Origin of the sequence: Faecalibacterium sp. Marseille-Q0746, from assembly GCF_017377595.1 — a bacterium.
Taxonomy (GTDB): Bacteria; Bacillota; Clostridia; order Oscillospirales; family Ruminococcaceae; genus Faecalibacterium; species Faecalibacterium duncaniae.
Map to the genome: position 1 here is coordinate 98515 of NZ_JAFREI010000006.1, position 22817 is coordinate 121331.

Genomic DNA, 22817 nt, shown 5'->3' on the forward strand with positions numbered 1-22817 from the left:
GCAGAGCGGTTCAGCCTGCGCACAAAGGGGAACTCACCAAACTCCATGCAACGCCAGAGGCCCCACTACTAGGGGGGCTGGCAATGCGAAGCATTGACTGAGGGGTTTCACCCCTTTCCCGCATAAACGACCACACCTCCGCACACATTAAGTGCGGAGGTGTTTCTTATGTCCCACAAGCAAAAGCATGTCGGCCCCACATCCAGCCGGGTGAGCCCGCCGCTGGGGGCGCTGCCCAGCCAGCCGGACAGCCCGGAGGTGCAGCTGCCGCCGCCGGAACCGGATCTGCCGCCGATCCAGGCGGTCCCCATGACGGACGGCACACCGGCAGCCTGTATGCAGAAAAACGCCAAGGAATTTCTGGCAGGAAATACACCCGGAGTAATGGCGCAGTATGCCCCCGGGCTGTTCAGCACGGAGCAGAAGCGAAACAGCCGCCAGCCCGCACCGGATGACCCGGAGGCGGTAAAAGAACTGGTTCGCCTGCGGGAAGAGGAGCCTTATGGTTGACCCCCTCCGTCACACCCTGCGCGCCAGTTTCCCCGGCGGGGGAGCCTTTGGCAGGACGTTCCGTTTTGCGGATATCACATCCGGCTCCTGCAAGTAAATTTAAAATTTTCAAATTATTTTCCAATTACCTGTTGAAATCTTCGCCGCGTTCTTATATTATGATAACAAACAAAGCAAAGGCAGGTAAGGAAACATGGCAGAAATCAAATACGAAGTGGTCCAGCGCATTGCAGTGCTGTCTCAGCGGCCCCGCGGCTGGGAGCGCCAGCTCAACCTCATCAGCTGGAATGACGGCGAACCCAAGTACGACATCCGTGATTGGTCCCCGGACGGTACCCGCATGGGCAAGGGCATTTCCCTGAGCGGCGAAGAGCTGGCCATCCTCAAGGGCATTCTGGAAGATCTGGAGCTGTAAGATGGACTACCGCGAGGAGTTTTTGCAGATCTGGCACCAGCATGTCTCCCGCCCGGGCAGCGAAAAGCTGCTGGACTGGCTGGACAACAAGACGGATTTCTTCTCGGCTCCGGCCTCCACCCGGTTCCACGGGGCCTGTGACGGCGGCCTGTGTATGCACAGCCTGAACGTCTACCATGCCCTCCACGACGGCTTTTTCACCGAGGGCGAGAGTGAGGAGAGCTATGCCATCTGTGCTCTGCTGCACGATCTGTGCAAGGCCAACTACTACAAAAAGGGCACCCGCAATGTAAAGAACGATGCCACCGGCCAGTGGGAAAAGGTGCCCAGCTACAGCGTGGAGGATCTGTTCCCCTATGGCCACGGCGAAAAGAGCGTGTTCCTGATCGAGCGGTTTATGAAGCTGAAGGTCGAGGAAGCGGTAGCCATCCGCTGGCACATGGGCGGCTTTGACGATGCGGCCAAGGGCGGCTGCTTCGCCATCTCGGAAGCCTACGACAAATACCCGCTTGCCGTCAAGCTCCACATTGCCGACCTGAAGGCCACCTACCTCATGGAACACCGCACCAGCGCCGTGCGGTAACATCCCCAAGACGCAAAAAAGACGATGCACAGCGTTTGTGCATCGTCTTTTTGTTACACAGTCATTAAGCTTTCCAGCTGATGTACCAGATCCACCGCCTGATGGTCGAGTGCCGTGGTGGGCTTCCAGTCCGGCTGCGCAAAGGGGCGGCGTTCTTCCTCCGGTTCCGGCGGTGCGGCCTGCGGGGCAGGCTCCTGCTCCGGTACAGCATCCGGCTGGGGCTGCTCTGCCTTGGGGGCATCCGCCGCCGGGTGGAACACGATCACCGGCAGGCCGGGCTGTTCCAGCACCTTGGGCTGCGGGGGCACGGGCGGCAGCAAACTGTTTGCCCGCGCCTGCTCACACAGAGCTTCCAGCTCGGCGTTCTCCTGCCGCAGTGCCACCATCTCCCGCTCACAGGCGTAAAGCCGGGTCTGGTAACGGCGGATCTCCGCATTGGCAGCGGCAAGACGGCGGTTCAACAGCTCCGCCTGAGCGGGCTGGCTCGGGAGCCGTCTCCCGGTTTCCGGTTCGACCTGCGCCATCTTTTCCTCCACTTCCTGCACCCTGCGCAGAGCGCGGCGGTATTCACGGGCAGCGGCGGCACAATAACGCTCCACACAGCGCAGCACACTGGTCCTGCGGCAGCTCAGCCATTCGGTGCGCAGCCAGATGTCGTTTGGTACCATCTCTGCTCCTCCCGCTCACGCGCGCAAGAGACCACGCCCCCTCCCGGGCGGTTCACACTGTAACTTACAAACTTACTTGCGCTTATTCAGGATCGCCAGCAGCTCATCGTAGTAACGGTTGTCGCTGCTCTCTTCCTCCACCGGCTTTGCGGCGCTGTTTGCGGCGGCAGCAGGCTGCTGCTTTGCGGCACCCGCGCCGGACACATCAGAGCTGAACACTGCGCTGGGGGTGGAAGCACCGGCACCGGCGGCGTTGTTCAGGCTGCTGCGCAGGCCATCGGCGGCCTTGTTGTCAAAGCCGGTGGCCACAACGGTAACGCGCATCTCATCGGACAGGTTCTCATCGAACGCAGTACCCCAGATGATGTTTGCATCGGGGTGAGCGCTCTGGGTGATGAGGCCGGCAGCAGTCTCAACATCCTCCAGGCCGATATCGGGGCTGGAGGTGATGTTGATGATCACGCCGTGTGCACCGGCAATGCTGGTTTCCAGCAGCGGAGAGGAGATTGCAGCCTTGGCGGCGTTCTCTGCCTTACCTGCGCCCTTGGCGCTGCCCACGCCCATGTGGGCGTAACCGGCATCCTTCATAATGGAGCGCACGTCTGCGAAGTCCAGGTTGATGAAGGCGGGCACATTGATCAGAGCAGAGATGGATTCCACGCCCTGACGCAGCACATTATCGGCGGCCTGGAAGGCGTTCATCAGGGTGATCTTTTCCTGGCTGATCATCTTCAGGCGCTCGTTCGGGATAACGATCAGGCTGTCAACGTGCATGAGCAGGTTTGCAATGCCCTGCTCTGCCAGGCCCATCTTGCGCTTGCCCTCAAAGGAGAAGGGCTTGGTGACGATGCCCACGGTCAGGATGCCCAGATCGTGTGCCACCTCAGCCACAACAGGAGCCGCACCCGTGCCGGTGCCGCCGCCCATACCGGCGGTGATAAAGACCATCTGGGAGCCCTTCAGGGCATTTGCGATCTCGTCCTTGCTTTCCTCGGCAGCACGCTGGCCGATCTCGGGATCAGCGCCCGCGCCGCGGCCCTTGGTGAGCTTGGAGCCCAGCTGCACCTTGGTGGCAGCATGGTTCTTGGCCAGCGCCTGCTGGTCGGTGTTCATTGCAATAAATTCTACGCCCTGCAGACCGTCGCTGACCATGCGGTTGACTGCGTTGCCGCCGCCGCCGCCCACACCAATGACCTTGATCGTCGTAACGTTTTCATCCATTTCTTCGTCGAGCATGAGTGCCATAACTTTTGTCCTCCATCGGATATGTTATCGTAAACCTGCGCTTTTCGCACAAGAAGAGTTCGATACTATACTTATATAACTGTATCGTATCATCTTTTTGCCCCGATTGCAAGACAAATTTGTTTTTTTGCAGAGGTTTTTTTGGCCGACCCGTTTCCCGGGGCCGATTCCCGCCGAATTTGCGCCCCCAAACCGGCCAAAATCTCTGTAAATCCGGCATAGCCCCGGTCGATATGCGCGGGGGGGGTGATGCCCGTGGTCCCCCGGCCCGAAGCCCCCGCCAGCACCAGTGCCGCCCCGCCCCGCAGGTCGGGGGCCTCCACCACGGTGCCGCACAAATGGCCGCCCGGCGCAATGGTCAGCACCCTGCCCGCCGTTTCGGCCTGTGCACCCAGGCGGCAAAAACCCTCGGCACAGCCGAACCGGCGCTCAAAGATCACGTCCTCAATGCTGCTCTCGCTGTCGGCACAGAGCATTGCCGCCGCCAGCAGCGGGGCAGCATCGGTGGCAAGGGCCGGATAGGCTCCGGTGAACACCCGGCCTGCCCCGTGCAGCCGCCCAAAGCGGGAAATTCGCACCGTATCCCCTGCCGGTTCCACCCGGCACCCCATTTGTCCCAGAATTTCCAGCACCGGCGCATAGAGCGCAGGGGCGCAGCCGGTCAGTTCCACCCGGCCGCCCGCCGCCGCACAGCCGCAGGCCAGCGTGGAAGCAAAAATACGGTCGGGCAGGGGCGAAAAACAGCACCCGGAAAGCCCCCGCCGCCCTTCGATGCGGATCGTGGAGCTGCCTGCCCCCTCGATGCAGCCGCCGCATCGGTTCAGAAAAGCGGCAAGGTCGGCGATCTCCGGTTCCCGGGCCGCCCCCCGCAGGATGGTCCTGCCCTTGGCACAGGCAGCGGCCAGCAGAAGCGTCTCGGTGGCCCCCACGCTGGGAAAACGCAGGGTGATCTCGGCCCCGTGCAGGCCGGAGGGAGCCGTCAGCACCAGGCGCCCTTCCCCAGCTTCCAGCTCCACCGCCCCCATTTTTGCCAGCCCCGCCAGATGCAGGTCGATGGGCCGGGCCCCGATGCGGCACCCGCCGGGCAGGCTGGTCTCGGCGCGGCCCAGCCTTGCCAGCAGGGGTGCGCAGAACAGAATGGAGGCCCGCATTTGTCCCGCTGTTTGCCCCGGCAGGGTGCTGTTGGCAGGCGGACCGGAGAGTACTGCATCACTGCCCTCCCACCGGGCGGAACAGCCCACGCCCCGCAAAAGCGCCATGCAGTGTTCCACATCCGCAAGGCGGGGCACAGCCTGGAGCCGCACCTCTCCCGTGCAGAGCAGCGATGCCGCAAAAAGCGGCAGAACGCTGTTTTTCGCCGCCGGAATTTTCACGCTTCCGTTCAGCGGGCGGCCCCCTGTCACCACGATCCGTTCCTCCATGTCCGTGCCCCCATTCCGCAAAAGATACCCCACCGTATGCAAAACAGGGCCGGAGTGTGAGGCGGACAAGTTTGTTTTGTAATTTATGGCATCCTCGCCCTCTCAGGCGCTTTGCGCCAGCACCGGGTTGCGGCTCCCAGCATCCGCTTCGCGCAAACCCTTGTGCTTGCGTCCTGCTGGCCGCGGCCCCAACAACTCCTCCCTCATTCCGCCGCAGGCGGTGGTCGTCGTCGTTGCTCCCAAAGGGAGAGCCTTTGGCAATTCAACTTTATGTTTTCTATTCCGTCAGGTCTCCCCTCTCGAGACCGAGAGCACGATCCCCATTTCGCCCAGCAGCATCATCAAGCTCGTTCCTCCGGAGGAGAAAAAGGGCAGGCTGATGCCGGTGTTGGGGATGGTATTGGTGACCACGGCCACATTGAGGACAGCCTGCAGGGCCACCTGCACGGTAAAGCCCACCACCAGCAGCGCCCCAAAACGGTCGGGAGCATGGGCGGCAATGGTAATGCCCCGCCAGAGCAGCAGCACGAACAGCAGCACCACGGCGCAGGCCCCCACAAAGCCCAGTTCCTCGCAGACAATGGAGAAGATGAAGTCGTTCTGGGGTTCGGGCACAAACAGATGCTTCTGGCGGCTGTTCCCCAGCCCCAGCCCGGTGGCTCCGCCGGAACCGATGGCGTACAGGCTCTGGATGGTCTGGTGGCCGTCCCCCAGCGGGTCGGCAAAGGGGTCCTGCCAGGAGCGCAGGCGGTCGGCAGCGTAGGGCACAAGGTCCGGCATAACGACCACCGCCGCCCCGATGGCGGCCGCCCCGCCCAGGCCTGCCAGCACGAACCACCGCAGACCTGTGCCGCCCACGAACATCAGCACTGCCCCGATGCCCAGGATCAGCAAAGTGCCCGAAAGATGGGGCTCCAGCAGCATCAGCGCTGCCACCACCCCCAGCACCAGCACAAAGGGCAGCACCCCCACCGCAAAGCTGTGCATCCTGTCATGGTTCAGCGAGATGATGTGCGAAAACACCAGCACCACGGCAAATTTTGCGATCTCGCTTGGCTGCAGGGTACCCACACCCGGCAGCACCAGCCACCGTTTGCAGCCGTTGTATTCCGGCATAAAAAGCACCACTGCAAGCAGCACCAGCGAGACCCCCAGCAGCGGCCAGGCCAATTTGTGGAAGATGTGATAGTCCACCCGGCTGGCCATCCACAGCCCCGCAATGCCCATGGCGGCATAGAGCAGCTGGGGGCGCAGGTAGGCAAAGGCATCGCCCCGCCGGTAAAGGGCCACCGCCCCCGATGCACTGCCCAGCATCACCAGCCCGAACCCCACCAGCGTGAGTACCAGCACCAGAAACGGCAGGTCCATGGCCGGCAGCGGCTGCAGCGGTGCCTTGTGCCGCCCGCCTGCCAAGGCAGTCAGTTTCATGTCGTCACCCCCCAGTTTTACTATTGTACGCCATGCTGCTGTTGGCTATACGGATATTATCGTGACGTTGTGCATATCTTGTACACTAGCTCACCCTCTCAGGCGCTTTGCGCCAGCTCCCCCAAAGGGGGAGCTTTTGACAAAATCATAAACTTTGTATCGAATGCCAAGGCCTCTCCCTTCGGGAGAGGTGGCATCGCGTCAGCGATGACGGAGAGGGTGAGCCCGTTAAAGGGGGTGACATCATGCCCAAAGTTCTCCGCACCCTGCCCGAGCGGGGATTCCGCCGCCGGGCACGGGCCGTGGCGGTGCTGTTTTGTGCCGTCTGCCTGGGGCTGGCTGTGCGGCTCTTTTTTCTGCAGGTGCGCACCGACGGCTTTTATGCCGACCGTGCGCAGGGCCAGCAGCTGCGGGATACTGTGGTTCCAGCGGACCGGGGGCGCATTTACAGTGCCGACGGCCTTTTGCTGGCCGCCAACAGCAGCTGCTGGACCCTGCGGGCCTCACCCCGGGAGATGCCGGAAGAAAAGCTCACCCTTGCCGCCCACGGCCTTGCGGAGATCTTAGCGCTGGACGAAGCGGCCCTGCTGGAAAAATTCAGCGACCGCCGCTCCAACGACTGCCTGCTCCGCTACCGGGTGGACCGTGCCGCAGCCGATGCTGTGCGGGACTTCTGCGAGGAAAACAGCATCACCGGCATCCGCATCAATCAGGACAGCAAGCGCTGGTATCCGCAGGGAGCGTTTCTGGCTTCGGTGCTGGGGTTCACCAATGTGGACAACGCAGGGGTGGCCGGGCTGGAACTGAAATATGACGAACTGCTCACCGGGGAAAACGGCGTGGTGCTCACGGCTGTCAACGCCTGGGGCTACACGCTGGAACAGAGCTACGAGACCGAGCGTTTTCCCACCGAGGGGGACGGCCTGCGGCTCACCATCGACAGCTGTATCCAGCACTACCTTGAAAACGCGCTGTCCTACGCCGTACAGGAGCACCATGTGGCGGCGCGGGCCGTGGGGATCGTCATGGATGTGAACACCGGGGCCGTGCTGGCCATGTCCACCACGCCCTCCTACGACCCCAACGAGCCCCGCGTCATTGCCGACACCGCCGCCCGGAACACCGTGGAAGCCCTGACCGGTGATGCGCGCAAGGCCGCTTTGCAGCTGGCCCAGCAGACCCAGTGGCGGAACAAAGCTGTCAGCGACCTGTACGAGCCGGGCAGCGTGTTCAAGCTCATCACCTGCGCGGCGGCGCTGGATGCCGGAGCCATCACAAAGCATTCCAGCTTCTACTGCGGGGAATCCATCTCGGTGGCAGGCACCCGCTTCCACTGTGCCAACCACAAGCGCCATGGGGCCCAGAGCGTGACCCAGGCGCTGGAAAATTCCTGCAACCAGAGCTTCATCCAGATCGGGGGCCGGCTGGGCAGGGAGGCCTTCTGCGATTATTTTGCCTCCTTCGGCCTGCGGGAGCCCACCGGCATCGACCTGCCCGCCGAGCCGAAAAAGAGCCTGTACTATACCGCCGACCGGATGGGCCCGGTGGAGCTGGCCTCCTGTGCCTTTGGGCAGAGCAGCAAGATCTCCTATCTGGAAATGGCGGCGGCAGTCTGCGCCGTGGTCAACGGAGGAAAGCTGATGCAGCCCTACGTCGTCTCAGAGATCCTGGCCCCGGACGGCAGTACCATTGAGCAGCTCTCCCCTGTCTGCAAACGGCAGGTGCTCAAGGCAGAGACCAGCCAGACCATGCGGGAGATGATGGAGGCCGTGGTGCTCTACGGCGGTGGACGGAACGCCCAGATCCCGGGTTACCGGGTAGGCGGAAAAAGCGGCACCAGCCAGAAGCTGGACAGCGCCGACGAAAAAGCCCGCATTGCCAGCTTTGTGGCGGTGGCTCCCATCGACGATCCGCAGTTTCTCTGCCTGGTCTGCCTGGACGAACCCCACAGCTGGACGACCGCAGGCGGCAGCCTGTCGGCCCCGGTCTGTGCCGAAGTGCTGGAGCAGACGCTGGTGTACAGGGGCGTGCCCCGCGCCACGGAAGCCCCGGCTGCCTCCACAGCAGAGACCGCCGCCGACCTCCCTGCTGACGGCGACAGTTTTGACGGGGCCTGAAAACGGGCAGCAAAAAAGACCGCCGAAGCGGTCTTGAATTGCTTGTTTTCAGTTCTGGTGCGGCTGCTCGCGGAACTTGATCTCGCCGGTCTCGCTGTTCATGGATTCCACAATGGCAAGGCTCTCCAGCTGGATACCCTTGCTGCGGATGAGCTCGCCGCCCTGCTGGAAGCCCTTCTCCACAGCAATGCCAATGCCCTCGACCGTGGCTCCGGCCTCCTTGGCCAGATCCAGCAGGCCCATCAGGGCACAGCCGTTTGCCAGGAAGTCATCGATGATCAGGACATGGTCCTCTGCGGTGAGGAACTTTTTGGAGACGATGACATTGTAAATCTTCTTGTGGGTGAAGGACTGGATCTTGGTCTCATAGTTGTCGTAATCCAGGTTGATGCTCATGGACTTTTTGGCAAACACCACAGGAACATTGAACTCGCTGGCAACCACAGCGGCAATGCCGATGCCGCTGGCCTCAATGGTCAGCACCTTGTTGACGGGCTTACCTGCAAACAGGCGCTTCCACTCCTTTGCCATCTCGCGGAACAGGGGGATATCCATCTGGTGGTTGATGAAGCTATCCACCTTCAGCACATTGCCCTCGCGCACGATCCCGTCTCTCTGAATGCGTTCTTCCAGCAGTTTCATATCCGTCTCTTCCTCCAAGCTTTGGTACTGCATTTTGATTTTACCTAGTATACCGGATTTGCCCCCCTGTTTTCAAGGTCTTTTGGCATTTTCTCTCTTGTTTTTCAGCAAAATTTGAGTATACTGGAAGCAACGGCTCCGGGTGGATTTCCGGGGCGCTCCGGGCACAGGGAGAGGTGCCCGTTTTCTGCATCCTGCCGCCTGTTCGGGCGGGATGCATTGTGAGGAGAAGGAGTATCACGCGTATGAAGACCGGATTGATCCTGGAAGGCGGTGCCATGCGGGGCATGTTCACTGCCGGTGTTCTGGATGTTCTGATGGAGCAGGGCATCACGGTAGACGGCATGGTAGGTGTTTCGGCGGGAGCAGTGTTCGGCTGCAACTACAAATCCCACCAGATCGGGCGGACCATCCGCTACAACACCACCTATTGCAAGGACAAACGCTATGCCAGCTTCCGCAACCTGCTGCGCACCGGCAACCTGTACAGCGAGGATTTCTGCTACCACGAGGTGCCCGAAAAGCTCGACCCGTTCGATGACAAGGCTTTCCGGGAATCCCCCATGGATTACTTTGTAGTCTGCACCGATGTCCGCACCGGCGACCCCATCTATCATAAGTGCCGCACCGGTGATGCGGAGGATGTGCTCTGGATGGAAGCCTCGGCTTCCATGCCGCTGGCCGCAAAGATCGTCAGGATCGGCCATTACGGCCTGCTGGACGGCGGCGTTGCCGATTCCATCCCCATCCGCTTCTTTGAGTCCATCGGCTACAAGCGGAACCTCATCATCCTGACCCAGCCCAAGGGGTTTGTGAAAAAGAAGAATCCCATGCTGCCCGCCATCCGGGCACGGTATCTGCGCTATCCTGCCTTTGTGGAGGCTGTGGCCGACCGCCATGAGCGCTACAACGAAACCCTGAGCTACATCTCCATGCTGGAGCAGTCCGGCAAGGATTACGTTATCCGCCCGCCCATCCCGCTGGAGATCGGTGCCATGGAGCGTGACCCCGACCAGCTGCGCCGCGTCTACGAGACCGGCCGGGCCGTGGCACAGATCCAGGTGGATAAGATCCGGGCCTTCCTTGAAACTGCAAAGGCAGAAACCGAGGAATGATCACGGTGCTATACTGGGGCAAATCAAAACAGGAGGCACTGATCTATGAACACTCTGGATGCCATTCTCACCCGGCGCAGCTGCCGGGAATTCACCGACAAGCCCATCAAAAGCGAAACACTGCACCAGCTGCTGGAAGCGGCCATGAGCGGACCCAGCTGCGTCAATGCGCGGGATTGGTCCTTCGTGGTGGTGACAGACCCGGAAAAGCTGGCACAGATGGCCGATGCCAATGGCCGCCCTGCTGAGCCGCTGCGGAAAGCTGCCGCCGGTATCCTCGTCTGCGGCGACCTTGACCGTGCGTTCCGCTTTGCAAAGGACTACTGGGTCATTGACGGAGCCATTGCCGCCCAGAACATCTGCCTGGCTGCACAGGAGCTGGGGCTTGGCGCAGTCTGGCTGGGCACCTGGCCCCAGATGGACCGGGTAGAGGCCCAGCAAAAGCTGTTTGCTCTGCCGGAGACCATTGTGCCCCACTCCATCATCGCCCTTGGCTACCCGGAAGCAGACCTTACTGCCCCGCGTGAGAGCCGCTATGAGGATGACCGAGTACATTTTAACCAGTGGTAAATCTGCCAAACGCAAAGGCTGTTCTTCACAAAAAAAAGCATGGCGTGTCATTGTCAAAAATCACAACATGAGCGTTCCTGCTTGATACTTTACCATATTGCTCCTCTTTCATCCAAGTGGAACAGACTGTGCAAAACAGACTTTCCAGCGCGTTTTCGTTCTTTTCCATTATAACACAAACAACTCCATGGCTTCAAAGGTGATTTTCCACAAAGTTTGCATCGTGCAATATGCGCAGAATGACCCGCAGATTTCTTGTGCAAAAGTACCTTTGCAAATTGGGCAGAGAATCGGTATAATGATTTCGTACAACGAGTGGCACTCATGCGTAAGACCGGTTGCATGAGTGCCACTTGTTTTTTTGTTTGTCCTAAAATGGAAAGGTAAGGTGAATCCCATGGAAAGTTCCAATGAATTTCTCGGCACGGAACGCATCGAAAAACTGATGCAGAAGTATGCGATCCCGTGCATTATTTCTCTGCTGGTCGGCGCACTGTACAACATCGTGGACCAGATCTTTATTGCAAACGCCAGTTATCTGGGTTCCTACGGCAACGCCGCCAATACGGTCGTGTTCCCGCTTACGGTGGTGGCGCTGGCCATTGCCGTGATGATCGGTGACGGCTGCTGCGCCTTTGTCAGCATCAGCCTTGGCCAGAACGAAGTTTCCAAGGCAAGGCGGAGCGTTGGCAACGCGGTGGTGATGTGTCTTGTCAGCAGCATCGTTCTGACCGCTGTGTATCTGATCTTTGCAAATACCATTCTCGCCATGTTCGGCGGAACGGTCAACGCCGAGACCTATCATCATTCCCAGGAATATTTCTTCTACATCACGCTGGGTATCCCCTTTTATATGTTCGGGCAGGCCATGAACCCCATCATCCGTGCCGACGGCAGCCCCCGGTTTGCCATGGTGTCCACCCTTGCGGGTGCGGCGCTGAACATCATTCTGGACCCCATCTTCATTTTCGGCTTCCGCTGGGGCATGATGGGCGCGGCGGTGGCTACCGTGATCGGTCAGGTGGTCACTGCTGCGCTGGCGGTATGGTATCTGCTGCACATGAAGATCATTCGCCCGGCGTGGGCTGACCTTCGGCTGAAGGGTTCCATCTGCGGCCGCACCCTGACCCTTGGCATGACCAGCTTTCTTTCTCAGATCAGCCTTGTTGCAGCCATGGCAGCCATCAACAACATGATCCGCAAATACGGCGCACTGGATGCGGTGTTCGGGCAGGAGCAGTACGCCCAGATCCCCATGGCGGTGGTGGGCATCGTGATGAAGTTCTTCCAGATCGTCATCTCCATCGTGGTAGGCATGGCAGCCGGCTGCATCCCCGTGGTGGGCTTCAACATGGGTGCAAAAAAGCCCGCCCGTGTGAAGGAGCTGTTCACGAAACTGCTGCTGGCAGAAGCCGCTGTCGGTGTGGTCGCACTGGTGCTGGTGGAGCTGCTTCCCCGGCAGCTCATCGCCCTGTTCGGTGCCGCCAATGAGAGCGTGTACTACACCGATTTTGCCGTGAAGTCCTTCCGCATCTACCTGTGCATGATCATTCTGGCCTGTGTCAACAAAGCCTGCTTCATCTTCCTGCAGGCCATGGGCAAGGCAGCAGAATCCACCGCCCTTTCCATGGTGCGTGAGGTGGTGTTCGGCGTGGGCTTTGCCCTGCTGCTGCCCCGGTTTTTCGGGCTGGATGGTGTGCTGTACTCCATGCCGCTGTCGGATATCCTGACCTTCCTGATCGCAGGCTATCTGATTCACAAGACCTACCATGAACTGAATACGAAAGGAGAATCCTAATGGAAAAACGGATCATTACCATCAGCCGCGAATTTGGCAGCGGCGGCAGGACCATCGGCAAACTGGTTGCCGAGCACCTGAACATCAAGTGCTACGATGCTGAATTGATCCAAAAGCTCGCCGTGCAAAGCGGCTTTGACGAGAGTTACATCAAAGAAGCCGGAGAGTATGCCCCCGGCGGCTTTCTTGCCTCTGCCTTCACCGACCGCAGCTTTGGCCCCACCAATGAAGATCGTCTTTGGAAGATGCAATATCAGATTATCCGGGACCTTGCCGAAAAGGAGCCCTGCGTGATCGTTGGCCGCTGCGCAGACTACATTCTTCGTGATCGTGCCGACTGCCTGAGGGGATTCATCCATGCCGACATGAAGTTCCGGGCAGACCGCATCGTGCGGGTCTATGGGGAGCGAGAGAACTCTCCCGAAGCCCGGCTAAAGGAGAAGGACAAGCGCCGTGCCGCCTATTACCGTTTCTACACCGATATGAAATGGGGTGATGCCGCCAATTATCATATTGCGTTGGATAGCGGTGTCATCGGCATTGAAAAGTGCGCGGAGATCATTGAAAGTCTGGTTTGAATGAATCGGAGTCTGCTGCCATCCGGCTGCCACTGATCCAGAAGTCAAAACCACCGGCTGAGCCGGTGGCTTGAGTAAGCCCTAGAAGGGCTCCTTACTAGCAAAGCCCCTGCAAGGGGCCACGAGCAAGCATCTTTCATCTGCATTACCTGCCCTACTGCTCTAACGAGCAGTATCATAAAGTGCATCTTCTAAGATGACAATTTCTTTGTCATCTCGCTTCGCTCGAATCTTATAGCTAAAGTATTTTCTTTTCCACCAGCGGAGCTGGTGGTTGTCGCTCGCTCAAGCTACTCAAAACAATGAGGCCGTTCCCTCTCTTTCTCAGAGAAGCGGAACGGCCTCATTTTGTTTATTTTTTCCGGTACTCCCGCGGAGTCATGCCAAAATGCGCCTTGAATGCCCGGTTAAAATAGGAGAGGTTTTCAAACCCGCACCGGGAAGCGATCGTCAGCACTGTCTCGTCCGTAGCATGCAGCGCTTCGGCGGCGGCATTCAGCCGGTATTCGTTCAGAAAGGCAACAAAGCTCTGCCCGGTCATCTGCCGGAACCAGCGCATGAAGTGGCTGGAACTGAAGGAACAGACCCCGGCGGCATCGGCGACCCGAAGCCCTTCGGCATAATGGGCAGAGATCCATTGCAGAACGGCTTTCAGCCGCTGGGTATCGGCAGTTTCCACGGGGAGCTGCTGTTTTCCCTGCGCAATGAGCAGGGAGAGGAAGCGCAGCAGTGCTCCTTTGACCAGCAGCTCATAGCCGGGAAGCTTGGCGCGGTTGGCTTCCTCCACCTCCCGCAGGCAGGCGGCGGCCTGGAGATAACACAGGTCGTTGGGTGTCAGCCGCACAGGCAGCAGCAGCCGTCCGCTTTGCAGCGGAAGCAGGTATTTTTCGGCGCAAAGGTCCTCCGCACCGCCCAGAAGCTCCAGCTCAAAGATGATATTCTCATATTCCATCCGCCGCCCCTCTGCCTGCCGCAGGGCGTGGAGGGTGCCGGGCGTAAAAATAAAGATATCCCCCTGGTAGGCCGGGCAGGACACCGCACCCACCTGCACCAGCCCCGCGCCCCGCTTGACAAAGACCAGCTCCATGCTCTCCTGCCAGTGGAGTGCCACCTGCGGAAAATCTCCCGGAATGGTGCAGGGATACAGATTGAAGGGGAACCGCACGGCACCGTGCTGCTTGGTTTCCTGCAATGATGCCTGATTTTGCATCTTCTCACCTCCAGATGATAGGATTGTACCACAATTTGCACTTTTAAGGCAAGATTTCGATTGTTTTATCTGGTATATCTTGCATTATAGATGTCAAACCTGTTTTCCGTAGCAAAGGAGGAGCCATTATGAGCTTTACCGAAACATTACAGAGTATCACCGGCAAGCTGCTGGCGGACTGCACCGATCAGGAGCTGTATCTGGCACTGCTGGAGCTGGTGCGGCAGAAGAGTGCCGACCACGTGCAGCCCGTCACCGGACGCAAGCTGTATTATATCAGCGCCGAATTCCTCATCGGCAAGCTGCTGTCCAACAACCTCATCAATCTGGGGTTGTACGAAGAAGCCCGGGATGCACTGGCCGCTGCCGGAAAGCGCCTTTCGGACATTGAAGAGGTGGAGCCGGAGCCTTCTCTCGGCAACGGCGGTCTGGGCCGTCTGGCTGCCTGCTTCCTGGATTCGCTGGCAACGCTGAACCTGCCCGGCGACGGCGTGGGCCTGCGGTATCACTTTGGCCTGTTCCACCAGTCCTTTGAGGATGGTGTGCAGAACGAAAAGCCCGACCCCTGGCTCACCGCCCACAGCTGGGCCGAAAAGACCGATGTGACCTACCCGGTGGAGCTGGCGGGCAAGGAATACACTGCCCGGCTGTACAAGCTGGCTGTCACCGGTTACGAGGGCCGCACCAACACCCTGAATCTGTTCGATCTGGATACCATCGACGAGAGCATCGTCCATGACGGCATTGCCTTTGACAAGACCGCCATCGACAAGAACCTGACCCTGTTCCTCTACCCGGACGACTCCGATGAGGCAGGCCGCCGTCTGCGGGTGTATCAGCAGTACCTCATGGTTTCTGCCGGTGCCCAGCTCATTCTGGCAGAGTGCGCTGCCCGGGGCTGCAATTACCACGATCTGGCCGACTACGCCGCCATCCAGATCAACGACACCCACCCCAGCATGGTCATCCCGGAGCTGATCCGGCTGCTGGGGCAGCGGGGCATTGAGTTTGAGGAAGCTGTGGAGATCGTTACCAAGACCTGTGCCTACACCAACCACACCATTCTGGCCGAGGCACTGGAAAAGTGGCCCCGCGCCTATCTGGATGCAGTGGTGCCCCAGCTGATGCCCATCATTGAAAAGCTGGACGCACTGGCCCGCACCCGCACCGAGGACGAGAGCCTTGCCATCATCGACAAGGACGACCGGGTACACATGGCCCACATGGACATCCACTTCACCCATTCCACCAACGGCGTGGCAGCGCTGCACACCGAGATCCTGAAAAATTCCGAGCTGCACGGCTTCTATGAGCTGTACCCGGAAAAGTTCAACAACAAGACCAACGGTATCACCTTCCGCCGCTGGCTGCTGGAATGTGACCCGCGCCTGACCGCCACGCTGGAAAAGCACATCGGTTCCGGCTTCCGCAAGGACGCTGCCGAGTTGGAGAAGCTGCTGGCCTTCGCCGACGACGAAGCCGTGCTGGGCGAGTTGACCGCCGTGAAAAAGGCCAACAAGGCAGCGCTGGCAGACTGGCTGCTGCGCACTCAGAAGGTGGCAGTGAATCCCGATGCCATGTTCGATATCCAGTCCAAGCGGCTGCACGAGTATAAGCGTCAGCAGCTGAACCTGCTGTACCTCATCCATCAGTATTACGAGATCAAGGCAGGGCATCTGCCTGCCATGCCGCTGGTGAGCATCTTTGGTGCCAAGGCTGCTCCTGCCTACACCATTGCCAAGGACATCATCCATGCCCTGCTGACCCTCTCCAAGGTCATCGCCGCAGACCCGGAGGTGTCCAAGTGGCTGCAGGTGGTATTTGTGGAAAATTACAACGTCACCGCTGCCGAAAAGCTCATCCCTGCCTGTGACCTGTCCGAGCAGATCAGCCTTGCCTCCAAGGAGGCCTCCGGCACCGGCAACATGAAGTTCATGCTGAACGGTGCGCTGACGCTGGGCACCATGGATGGTGCCAATGTGGAGATCAGCCAGCAGGTGGGCGAAGAGAACATTTATATCTTCGGCCAGACCTCCGATCAGGTCATCCACCGCTACGCCGTGGGCGATTACGACCCGGCCCAGTGGGTGGAGGGTGATGCCAACATCCGCCGCGCCATCAGCTTCCTCACCGGCCCGGAGATGCTGGCTGCCGGCCATGCCGAAAACCTGACCCGCCTGCACAATGAGCTGATCCACAAGGACTGGTTCCAGACCCTGCCGGACTTCAACGCCTATGTCGTCCGCAAAGGGCAGGCCCTCAGCGATTACGCCTGCGACCCCATGGGCTGGCGGCGCAAGTGTCTGGTGAACATTGCCAAAGCTGGGATGTTCTCCTCCGACCGCACCATTGCCGAGTATGACCGCGACATCTGGCATCTGGGGAAGTAATCGTTTTTGCTTTACGTCATCCCAGCATCCAGCAGTTTCTTGTAGAAAATGCACTGCTTTCTGTGGGAAGAGCTATCATTTCGGTACGCCGGAGCATCTGCGGACGCTCCGGCGTACCATTTTTACAGGGAAGACTTCTGCTCCAACAGGTCTGTCATGCTGCGCAGGCTGATGCCAAGGGTGGAAAGGTTATGCAGCATGGCGCTGGTGGCAGGGGGCAGGATGCCCAGAGCCCCCAGAAGGATGAGGGCCGAGTTGAAGCTGAGCACAAAGCGGTAATTGCTGCCCACCCGCTTTTGCAGGGCGTTGGCAATGGCTTTTAAGGTCACCAGCTCTTCCAGACTGTCGGCGCGGATGGTCACATCGGCAATCTCCCGGGCGATGGCGGCACCGGAATGGATGGCGATGCCGATATCTGCCGCCGACAAAGCGGGCGAATCGTTGATGCCGTCGCCGATCATCACAACTGTATGTCCCTCGGCTTTTGCATCGCGGACAAAGGCGGCCTTATCCTCCGGCAGCACCTCCGCAAAGCAGCGGTCTACCCCCACCTGCGCCGCAATGGCGCGGGCAGTGCGGTCACTGTCGCCGGTCATCATGACGGTCTGAGTGATGCCCAGCTTTTGGAGCTGGCGCAGCACCTGTGCCGCCTCCGGGCGCAGGGGGTCTGCGATGCAGATAACCCCCACCAGCACCCCGGATGCTGCCAGATACAGGTGGGAATACTGCGGATCCAGCCCATCAAACTTTGCCTGTTCCCCCGCCGGGATGGTGCAGCCCTCGTCCTCGAAAATAAAGTGAGCGCTGCCGATGACCACCCGCTTGCCCCCTACCCGGCTGGCAATGCCATGGGCCACGATGTACTCCACCTCGGAGTGCATCTCTTCGTGAGAGATTCCCCGCTCCTTGGCAGCACGGACGACGGCGTTTGCCATGGAATGGGGGAAATGCTCTTCCAGACAGGCGGCAAGCTGCAATACCTCCTGCTCCCCGCAGCCGGAGAAAGGCACCACCTGCACCACCTGCGGGGTGGCACGGGTGAGGGTGCCGGTCTTATCGAACACGATGGTGTCCGCCTTTGCCAACGCTTCCAGATACTTGCCGCCCTTTACGGTGATGTGGTATTCCCCGCACTCCCGCATGGCAGAGAGCACCGCCAGCGGCATGGAAAGCTTCAGCGCACAGGAGAAGTCCACCATCAAGATTGAGATGGCCCGGGTGACGTTGCGGGTAAAGGCATAGGTAGCCACCGTACCGGCAAGGCACCACGGCACCAGACGGTCGGCCAGCAGCAAAGCCCGATTTTCGGTGCCGGACTTGAGCTTTTCCGATTCCTCGATCATCGCCACGATCTTATCGTAGCGGTTGGCACCGCCCTCTGCCTTGGCCACAAGGACGCATTCGCCCTCTTCCACCACTGTTCCGGCGTAAACGGTGGCACCGGTGGTCTTGCGCACCGGCATAGATTCGCCGGTCAGGGCAGCTTGGTTCACCATGGCTTCGCCTTCCAGCACCATGCCGTCCAGCGGGATCATGTTGCCGGAGCGCACCACCACTTCGTCCCCGGCGTGGACACGGGTCAGCGGTACCAACACCTCGCCCTGCGGGGTGCGCACCCAGACCTTATCCACGTTCAGCGCCATGCTGCGGGCCAGGTCGTCCAAGCTCTTTTTCCGCGTCCACTCCTCCAGCAGACTGCCCACCGTCAGCAGGAACATCACCGACCCTGCGGTGCTGTAATCCCCCCGCAGGAGGGAGGCGGTGATGCTGAGCGCATCCAGCACCTCAACTTCCAGCTTGCGGTGCAGCAGGCAGCGGATGCCTTTCCAGACAAAGGCGATGGAGCGCCACACCGTATATGCCGCCGCGATGGGCGCGGGCAGGAACACCTTGCGGAACACCCGGCCCGCCACAAGGTTGACCATCTTCTCCTGATATTCCTGATTGATTTTCCGGCTGTCGTGGGAAGTGACCAGCACCTCTAATTCTTCGTTGTCAAAGCGGTAGGCTGCCAGCAGGGCGGCAGCATCCTTCCGACTGCCCCGGTAGGTCAGCACCACATCTCCGGTGCGCTCGTAAACGGTGGCTTTTTGAATGTTGTCCTGCCCGTTCAGGTAGGCTTCCAGCACATCTGCCCGGTGCAGGGTCATCTGCACGGCGCAGACGTGCACCCGCATCCGTCCCTTACCTTCATGTAAGATCGTACATTTCATTGCTTTTCTTACCCCTCTGCGTAAAAAAGAGCCGCCTAAAGCGGCGGCTCCGTTGCGACATATCACTCTGCGGACTGCTCTGCGGGCTGTTCAGCCGTATCCTCGATAACCTCCTGTGCAGCCTCGGCGGCGCGGCTCTCGTTGATGGCCTTTGCATCGGCAAGGATGTCACCGGCCTCTTCCTGCACCTTGTTCACAGTCTGCATGGTGCAGTCCTTCATCCGCAGCACCGCAGCGGTGGTCTGGGTGTAGACCTTTTTGGCGTCCTTGCTGGACAGCACCTTGAAGCCGGCAGAGCCGAACACCACACCACCCAAAAACAGTGCAAGCTTTTTTGTATCAAACATATTTACCCCTCGTTTCTGTGTTTCCTATCTGAGCGCCCATCCCCTTGAGCGGGGCAGGCTCTTTATCTCTGTATTGTAGCACGCTTTCGGACTTTTTCAATGGTTTTCACCGATGTTAGGACGTATTAACATTGTTAGCAGAAGCTTGATATGGAGGATCATTTTCGTCATGCTCACTTGCAGAGATCAGCAGAACGTGCCTTGTCCGGTGCTTTCAGCTCGGCACTGCGGGCGTTGTAGGCTTCTGCCATCTCCCGCTCCAGAACCTCCAACCCTTCCCGGTTGTGGTACAGTTCCATGAACAGTCATTCCAGCTCGTCCTTGTGCTTGGCAAACCGGACTGCAAAATTATCTTGACTTGTCATCTTTCTTTATCCTTTTCGTGTAAGATGAAGCTGCACGCTGGGGTAATCGCCAAACAGCTGCGGCAGGACAAGTCCCGCATACAGCAGGGTGCTGCCGCTGAACCGCATCCCTTTGTGAATGCCGTCCTCTACGTCGTGGGCATACTGAGAGCCGAAATAGTCGATGCCGTCCAACTCATACACAGCATCTTCTTCCAGCCCACGGAAGCACAGGTGGATGGGCAAGGGATTCGCCTGCGGATGAGTCACCACCAGATTCAGCAGTGCCTCGCTGCCGTCCTCTGCGGCAAACTGCCAAGCCGTGAAATATGCGTTTTCTGCCGGGTCGGTCAGCCGGTAATAATCGCCGGTGCGGATCAGGTCGTTCAGCCGCTTGAACCGCTTGATCTGGTTTTTCACTGCGGTGCACTCGGCGCGCTTTAATTTGCCCAGATCCAGCTCGTAGCCAAAGGTGCCGCTCATCGCCACCACAGCGCGGGTGTCAATGGGCGTAGTGCGGCCGGTCTGGTGGTTGGGGCAGGCTGAAACATGGGCACCCATGGTGCAGACCGGATAGCCAAAGGAGGTGCCGTGCTGGATCGTCAACCGTTCAATGGCATCGGTATCATCACTGCACCAGATCTGGGGGTAGTAGCACAGCATTCCGGCATCAAAGCGTCCGCCGCCGCCTGCGCAGCCCTCGAACAGCACCTCCGGGAAGCCCTGCGTCAGCCGTTCTGCCAGCGCATAAACGCCCAGCATATAGCGGTGCATGATCTCACCCTGCTGCTCGGCAGGGAACGCACGGCTGTACACATCGCTCATGCTGCGGTTCATATCCCACTTGATATACTCGATGTGATGCTCCCGCAGCAGCTTACCGATCGCCTCTGCCAGATAGTCTACCACCTCCGGGCGGGAGAGATCCAGCACCAGCTGGTTGCGCCCCATGGCGGGCTTGCGTCCGGGCAGGGTCAGCGCCCAGTCCGGATGGGTGCGGTACAGCTGGGAGTTCTCGTTGACCATTTCCGGCTCAATCCACAGGCCGAATTTCATACCCAGCGCATTGATCTGCCCGATCAGCGGGTCCAGTCCGCCGGGCAGCTTTTCGCAGTTCACAGTCCAGTCACCCAGACCCTGATTGTCGTCATTCCGGGTACCAAACCAGCCATCGTCCAGCACCATCATCTCCACGCCGAGAGAGGCCGCTTTTTCAGCGATCTTTACGATCTTTTCGGTGTTGAAATCAAAATAGGTGGCCTCCCAGTTGTTGATCAGCACCGGGCGGCGCTTGTCCTTCCATGGGCCGCGGCAGATGTTGCGCCGCAAAAAGCGGTGGTACTGCTGGGAAAGCGGGGTCAGACCCTCTGCCGCAAAGGAGAGGATCACCTCCGGGGTATCAAAGGTCTCGCCCGGCTTCAGGTTCCACGCAAAGCGTTCCTCCTGAATGCCGCTCACTACCCGGACAAGCCCGGTCTGAGAGCGCTCCACGTCCATCTGGTAGCTGCCGGAATAGACCATCATCACCCCGTAGCAGGCACCGCTGGTCTCCGTTGCATCCTGCTGGCAGAGGATCAGGAAGGGGTTATTGTGGTGGCTGGAGCTGCCCCGCACCGAAGAAATGGTCTGGATATTGGTGCCCACAGCTTCTCGCTCCAGCTGCCGTTCCATGGCGTGTCTGCCGTGGAAATGCAGCAGATCCCATCTGCCAAAAGGCAGATCCAGACAGGCAGATGCCGCCTTGTCCAGCCGCAGCGGGTTATCTCCGTGGTTTGTCAGCCGCGCCGCACGGGTGATGACATCCTGCTGTGCAAACACGCCGTACAGCAGTTCCAGCGTCAGACCGGTGGTCTCGTCCTGCATTCGGACGATCAGGGTCTCGGCATCGTTTTCCTCTGCGTGGGCACAGGGTAGACCGGTCAGCTGATATTTGCTCGCCTCCACCGTGTGGCTCACATAGGTAAAGTCTGCGCCAAAGGCACCACGGCTGTCAGCCACCGTCAGGCAGGACAGACGGAAATCGCCCACGTTGCAGCCGGTATACTCCTGCGGGAGCAGATCCGGGGAAATGCCCCGGTGGGTACGGTAAGCGTAGTAATCCGGCGAGAATCCCCGGTCTGTGCGGGGATACAGCTGCATCAGATCGCCTGCACCGATTTTTTTACCATAATACAGGTGCAGAAGATGTCCCAGCGCATCCACCTTCATGTGGTAGCTGGTATGGGCGGTCTCCAATACAAAAATGCGGGAGTCAGAATCAAATCGAATGCTCATTGGTTCAACACCTCAAAGAATTATTTCCAACAAAAATGCCGACAGACAGGCGGTCGTATTGGAACGGCTACCCGCCTGTCGGCTATGATGAAGGAGAAATGTGAATTGCTTATTTACCGCCGGTCATGGCAATGCCCTGAATAAACTGCTTTTGGAAGATCAGGTACAAGATCACCATGGGGATCATGGCCAGCAGGCTGCCTGCCATCAGCACCGGGAAGTTGGTGGTGTACTGACCGTTCAGGGTAGAAAGGCCGGCAGACAGGGTCATCATGTTCAGATCGGTGTTACAGATCAGAGGCCACATCAGGTCGGCATAAGCGAACACCGCCGTAAAGATGGCCAGCGCTGCCATGCTGGGGCCGGTCAGCGGCAGCATGACCTTGACGAAGGTCTGCCACTTGTTGCAGCCGTCCAGATACGCTGCCTCTGCGATCTCGTTGGGGATGCCCAGATACGCCTGCCGCAAAAAGAAGGTGCCGAAGGCGCTGACCAGACCGGGGAATACCAGCGCGAAAATGGAGTTGGTGGCCCCCATCTTTGCCAGCATCTGGTACTGCGGAATAATGAAGATCTGGCTCGGCAGCATCATCTGGATCAGCACCAGACCGAACAGCAGTTTTTTGCAGGGAAATTCCAGCTTGGCAAAGGCATAGCCTGCCATGGAGCTGAACACCACTGCAAAGATCACGCGGAACAGGATCAGCAGACCCGTATTGAGGTAGAGGTTGGTAAAGGGCAGGCTCTGCAATGCCTTGACAAAGCTGTCCAGATTCCAATGGGAGGGAAGGATCTGCGGCGGGATCGCCATAGACTCGGCCTGCGTCTTGAAGCTGGTGAGCACCATCCATACAAAGGGAAAGATCATGCTGATGCTGCCGAGGATCAAGACCAGATAGGTAAAGAACGTTACGACATTCTTTCTGGTTTTCAGACTGGCATTCATAGT

The 22817-nt window shown here is 59.3% G+C and carries 20 protein-coding genes; 9 read left to right on the forward strand and 11 right to left on the reverse strand.

Features of this window, described 5'->3' with window-relative positions:
- Positions 1-168: 168 nt before the first annotated feature.
- From J3351_RS05270 to J3351_RS05280, 3 genes are all read left to right on the forward strand, one after another.
- Positions 169-510, forward strand: coding sequence for a hypothetical protein (locus J3351_RS05270; RefSeq protein WP_005935628.1), 342 nt, complete (start codon positions 169-171; stop codon positions 508-510).
- A 193-nt stretch (positions 511-703) separates the two neighbouring features.
- Positions 704-925 (forward strand): YdbC family protein, encoded by a 222-nt coding sequence (locus J3351_RS05275; protein WP_005935630.1) that lies wholly within the window; start codon positions 704-706, stop codon positions 923-925.
- Position 926: 1 nt separating this feature from the next.
- Positions 927-1508: a hypothetical protein gene (locus J3351_RS05280; RefSeq protein WP_005935632.1), complete on the forward strand. Its 582-nt coding sequence runs from the start codon at positions 927-929 to the stop codon at positions 1506-1508.
- 53 nt (positions 1509-1561) lie between these two features.
- Here the strand turns inward: J3351_RS05280 and J3351_RS05285 are convergent, their stop codons facing one another.
- The 4 genes from J3351_RS05285 to J3351_RS05300 all read right to left on the reverse strand — a co-directional run bounded on the left by J3351_RS05285 (position 1562) and on the right by J3351_RS05300 (position 6270).
- Positions 1562-2176: a hypothetical protein gene (locus tag J3351_RS05285; RefSeq protein ID WP_207697254.1), complete on the reverse strand. Its 615-nt coding sequence runs from the start codon at positions 2174-2176 to the stop codon at positions 1562-1564.
- 72 nt (positions 2177-2248) lie between these two features.
- On the reverse strand, positions 2249-3421 hold the full coding sequence (gene ftsZ / locus J3351_RS05290; protein ID WP_005935636.1) for a cell division protein FtsZ: 1173 nt from the start codon (positions 3419-3421) through the stop codon (positions 2249-2251).
- Between the two features lie 89 nt (positions 3422-3510).
- The gene (locus J3351_RS05295; protein ID WP_207697255.1) at positions 3511-4842 is read right to left on the reverse strand and encodes a UDP-N-acetylglucosamine 1-carboxyvinyltransferase; all 1332 of its coding nucleotides are present in this window, start codon (positions 4840-4842) and stop codon (positions 3511-3513) included.
- Between the two features lie 285 nt (positions 4843-5127).
- A complete protein-coding gene (locus J3351_RS05300; RefSeq protein WP_242699313.1) occupies positions 5128-6270 on the reverse strand; it encodes an FtsW/RodA/SpoVE family cell cycle protein in 1143 nt (380 codons plus the stop codon).
- Positions 6271-6515: 245 nt separating this feature from the next.
- Between J3351_RS05300 and J3351_RS05305 the strand changes: the two genes are divergently transcribed.
- Positions 6516-8387, forward strand: coding sequence for a penicillin-binding protein 2 (locus J3351_RS05305; RefSeq protein WP_207697256.1), 1872 nt, complete (start codon positions 6516-6518; stop codon positions 8385-8387).
- A 48-nt stretch (positions 8388-8435) separates the two neighbouring features.
- On the opposite strand, the gene J3351_RS05310 is transcribed toward J3351_RS05305, so the two are convergent.
- On the reverse strand, positions 8436-9029 hold the full coding sequence (locus J3351_RS05310; protein WP_035394911.1) for a xanthine phosphoribosyltransferase: 594 nt from the start codon (positions 9027-9029) through the stop codon (positions 8436-8438).
- Between the two features lie 245 nt (positions 9030-9274).
- On the opposite strand from J3351_RS05310, the gene J3351_RS05315 reads away from it, so the two are divergent.
- From J3351_RS05315 to J3351_RS05330, 4 genes are all read left to right on the forward strand, one after another.
- On the forward strand, positions 9275-10144 hold the full coding sequence (locus J3351_RS05315; protein ID WP_207697257.1) for a patatin family protein: 870 nt from the start codon (positions 9275-9277) through the stop codon (positions 10142-10144).
- A 45-nt stretch (positions 10145-10189) separates the two neighbouring features.
- Positions 10190-10714, forward strand: coding sequence for a nitroreductase family protein (locus J3351_RS05320; RefSeq protein WP_207697258.1), 525 nt, complete (start codon positions 10190-10192; stop codon positions 10712-10714).
- 397 nt (positions 10715-11111) lie between these two features.
- Positions 11112-12512: an MATE family efflux transporter gene (locus tag J3351_RS05325; RefSeq protein ID WP_207697259.1), complete on the forward strand. Its 1401-nt coding sequence runs from the start codon at positions 11112-11114 to the stop codon at positions 12510-12512.
- Positions 12512-13090: an AAA family ATPase gene (locus J3351_RS05330; protein WP_207697260.1), complete on the forward strand. Its 579-nt coding sequence runs from the start codon at positions 12512-12514 to the stop codon at positions 13088-13090. Before J3351_RS05325 ends, J3351_RS05330 begins: the two co-directional genes overlap by 1 nt.
- Positions 13091-13442: 352 nt before the next feature.
- Here J3351_RS05330 and J3351_RS05335 read toward each other — a convergent pair whose 3' ends face one another.
- The gene (locus J3351_RS05335; protein ID WP_207697261.1) at positions 13443-14300 is read right to left on the reverse strand and encodes an AraC family transcriptional regulator; all 858 of its coding nucleotides are present in this window, start codon (positions 14298-14300) and stop codon (positions 13443-13445) included.
- 128 nt (positions 14301-14428) lie between these two features.
- Here J3351_RS05335 and J3351_RS05340 point away from each other — a divergent pair, with 128 nt between their 5' ends.
- Entirely contained in the window at positions 14429-16690 is a 2262-nt protein-coding gene (locus tag J3351_RS05340; protein WP_207697262.1) for a glycogen/starch/alpha-glucan phosphorylase, read from the forward strand.
- 122 nt (positions 16691-16812) lie between these two features.
- Here J3351_RS05340 and J3351_RS05345 read toward each other — a convergent pair whose 3' ends face one another.
- The 5 genes from J3351_RS05345 to J3351_RS05365 form a co-directional block, all read right to left on the reverse strand.
- Entirely contained in the window at positions 16813-18903 is a 2091-nt protein-coding gene (locus tag J3351_RS05345; RefSeq protein WP_242699314.1) for a heavy metal translocating P-type ATPase, read from the reverse strand.
- 62 nt (positions 18904-18965) lie between these two features.
- On the reverse strand, positions 18966-19250 hold the full coding sequence (locus J3351_RS05350; RefSeq protein WP_207697263.1) for a DUF6110 family protein: 285 nt from the start codon (positions 19248-19250) through the stop codon (positions 18966-18968).
- A 173-nt stretch (positions 19251-19423) separates the two neighbouring features.
- The gene (locus tag J3351_RS14245) at positions 19424-19549 is read right to left on the reverse strand and encodes a hypothetical protein (RefSeq protein ID WP_278251064.1); all 126 of its coding nucleotides are present in this window, start codon (positions 19547-19549) and stop codon (positions 19424-19426) included.
- A 72-nt stretch (positions 19550-19621) separates the two neighbouring features.
- Positions 19622-21868 carry an alpha-galactosidase gene (locus J3351_RS05360; RefSeq protein ID WP_156061829.1) on the reverse strand — a complete coding sequence of 749 codons (2247 nt, stop codon included), beginning with the start codon at positions 21866-21868 and terminating at the stop codon, positions 19622-19624.
- A gap of 109 nt (positions 21869-21977) precedes the next feature.
- The gene (locus tag J3351_RS05365) at positions 21978-22814 is read right to left on the reverse strand and encodes a carbohydrate ABC transporter permease (protein ID WP_156061828.1); all 837 of its coding nucleotides are present in this window, start codon (positions 22812-22814) and stop codon (positions 21978-21980) included.
- Positions 22815-22817: the final 3 nt, after the last annotated feature.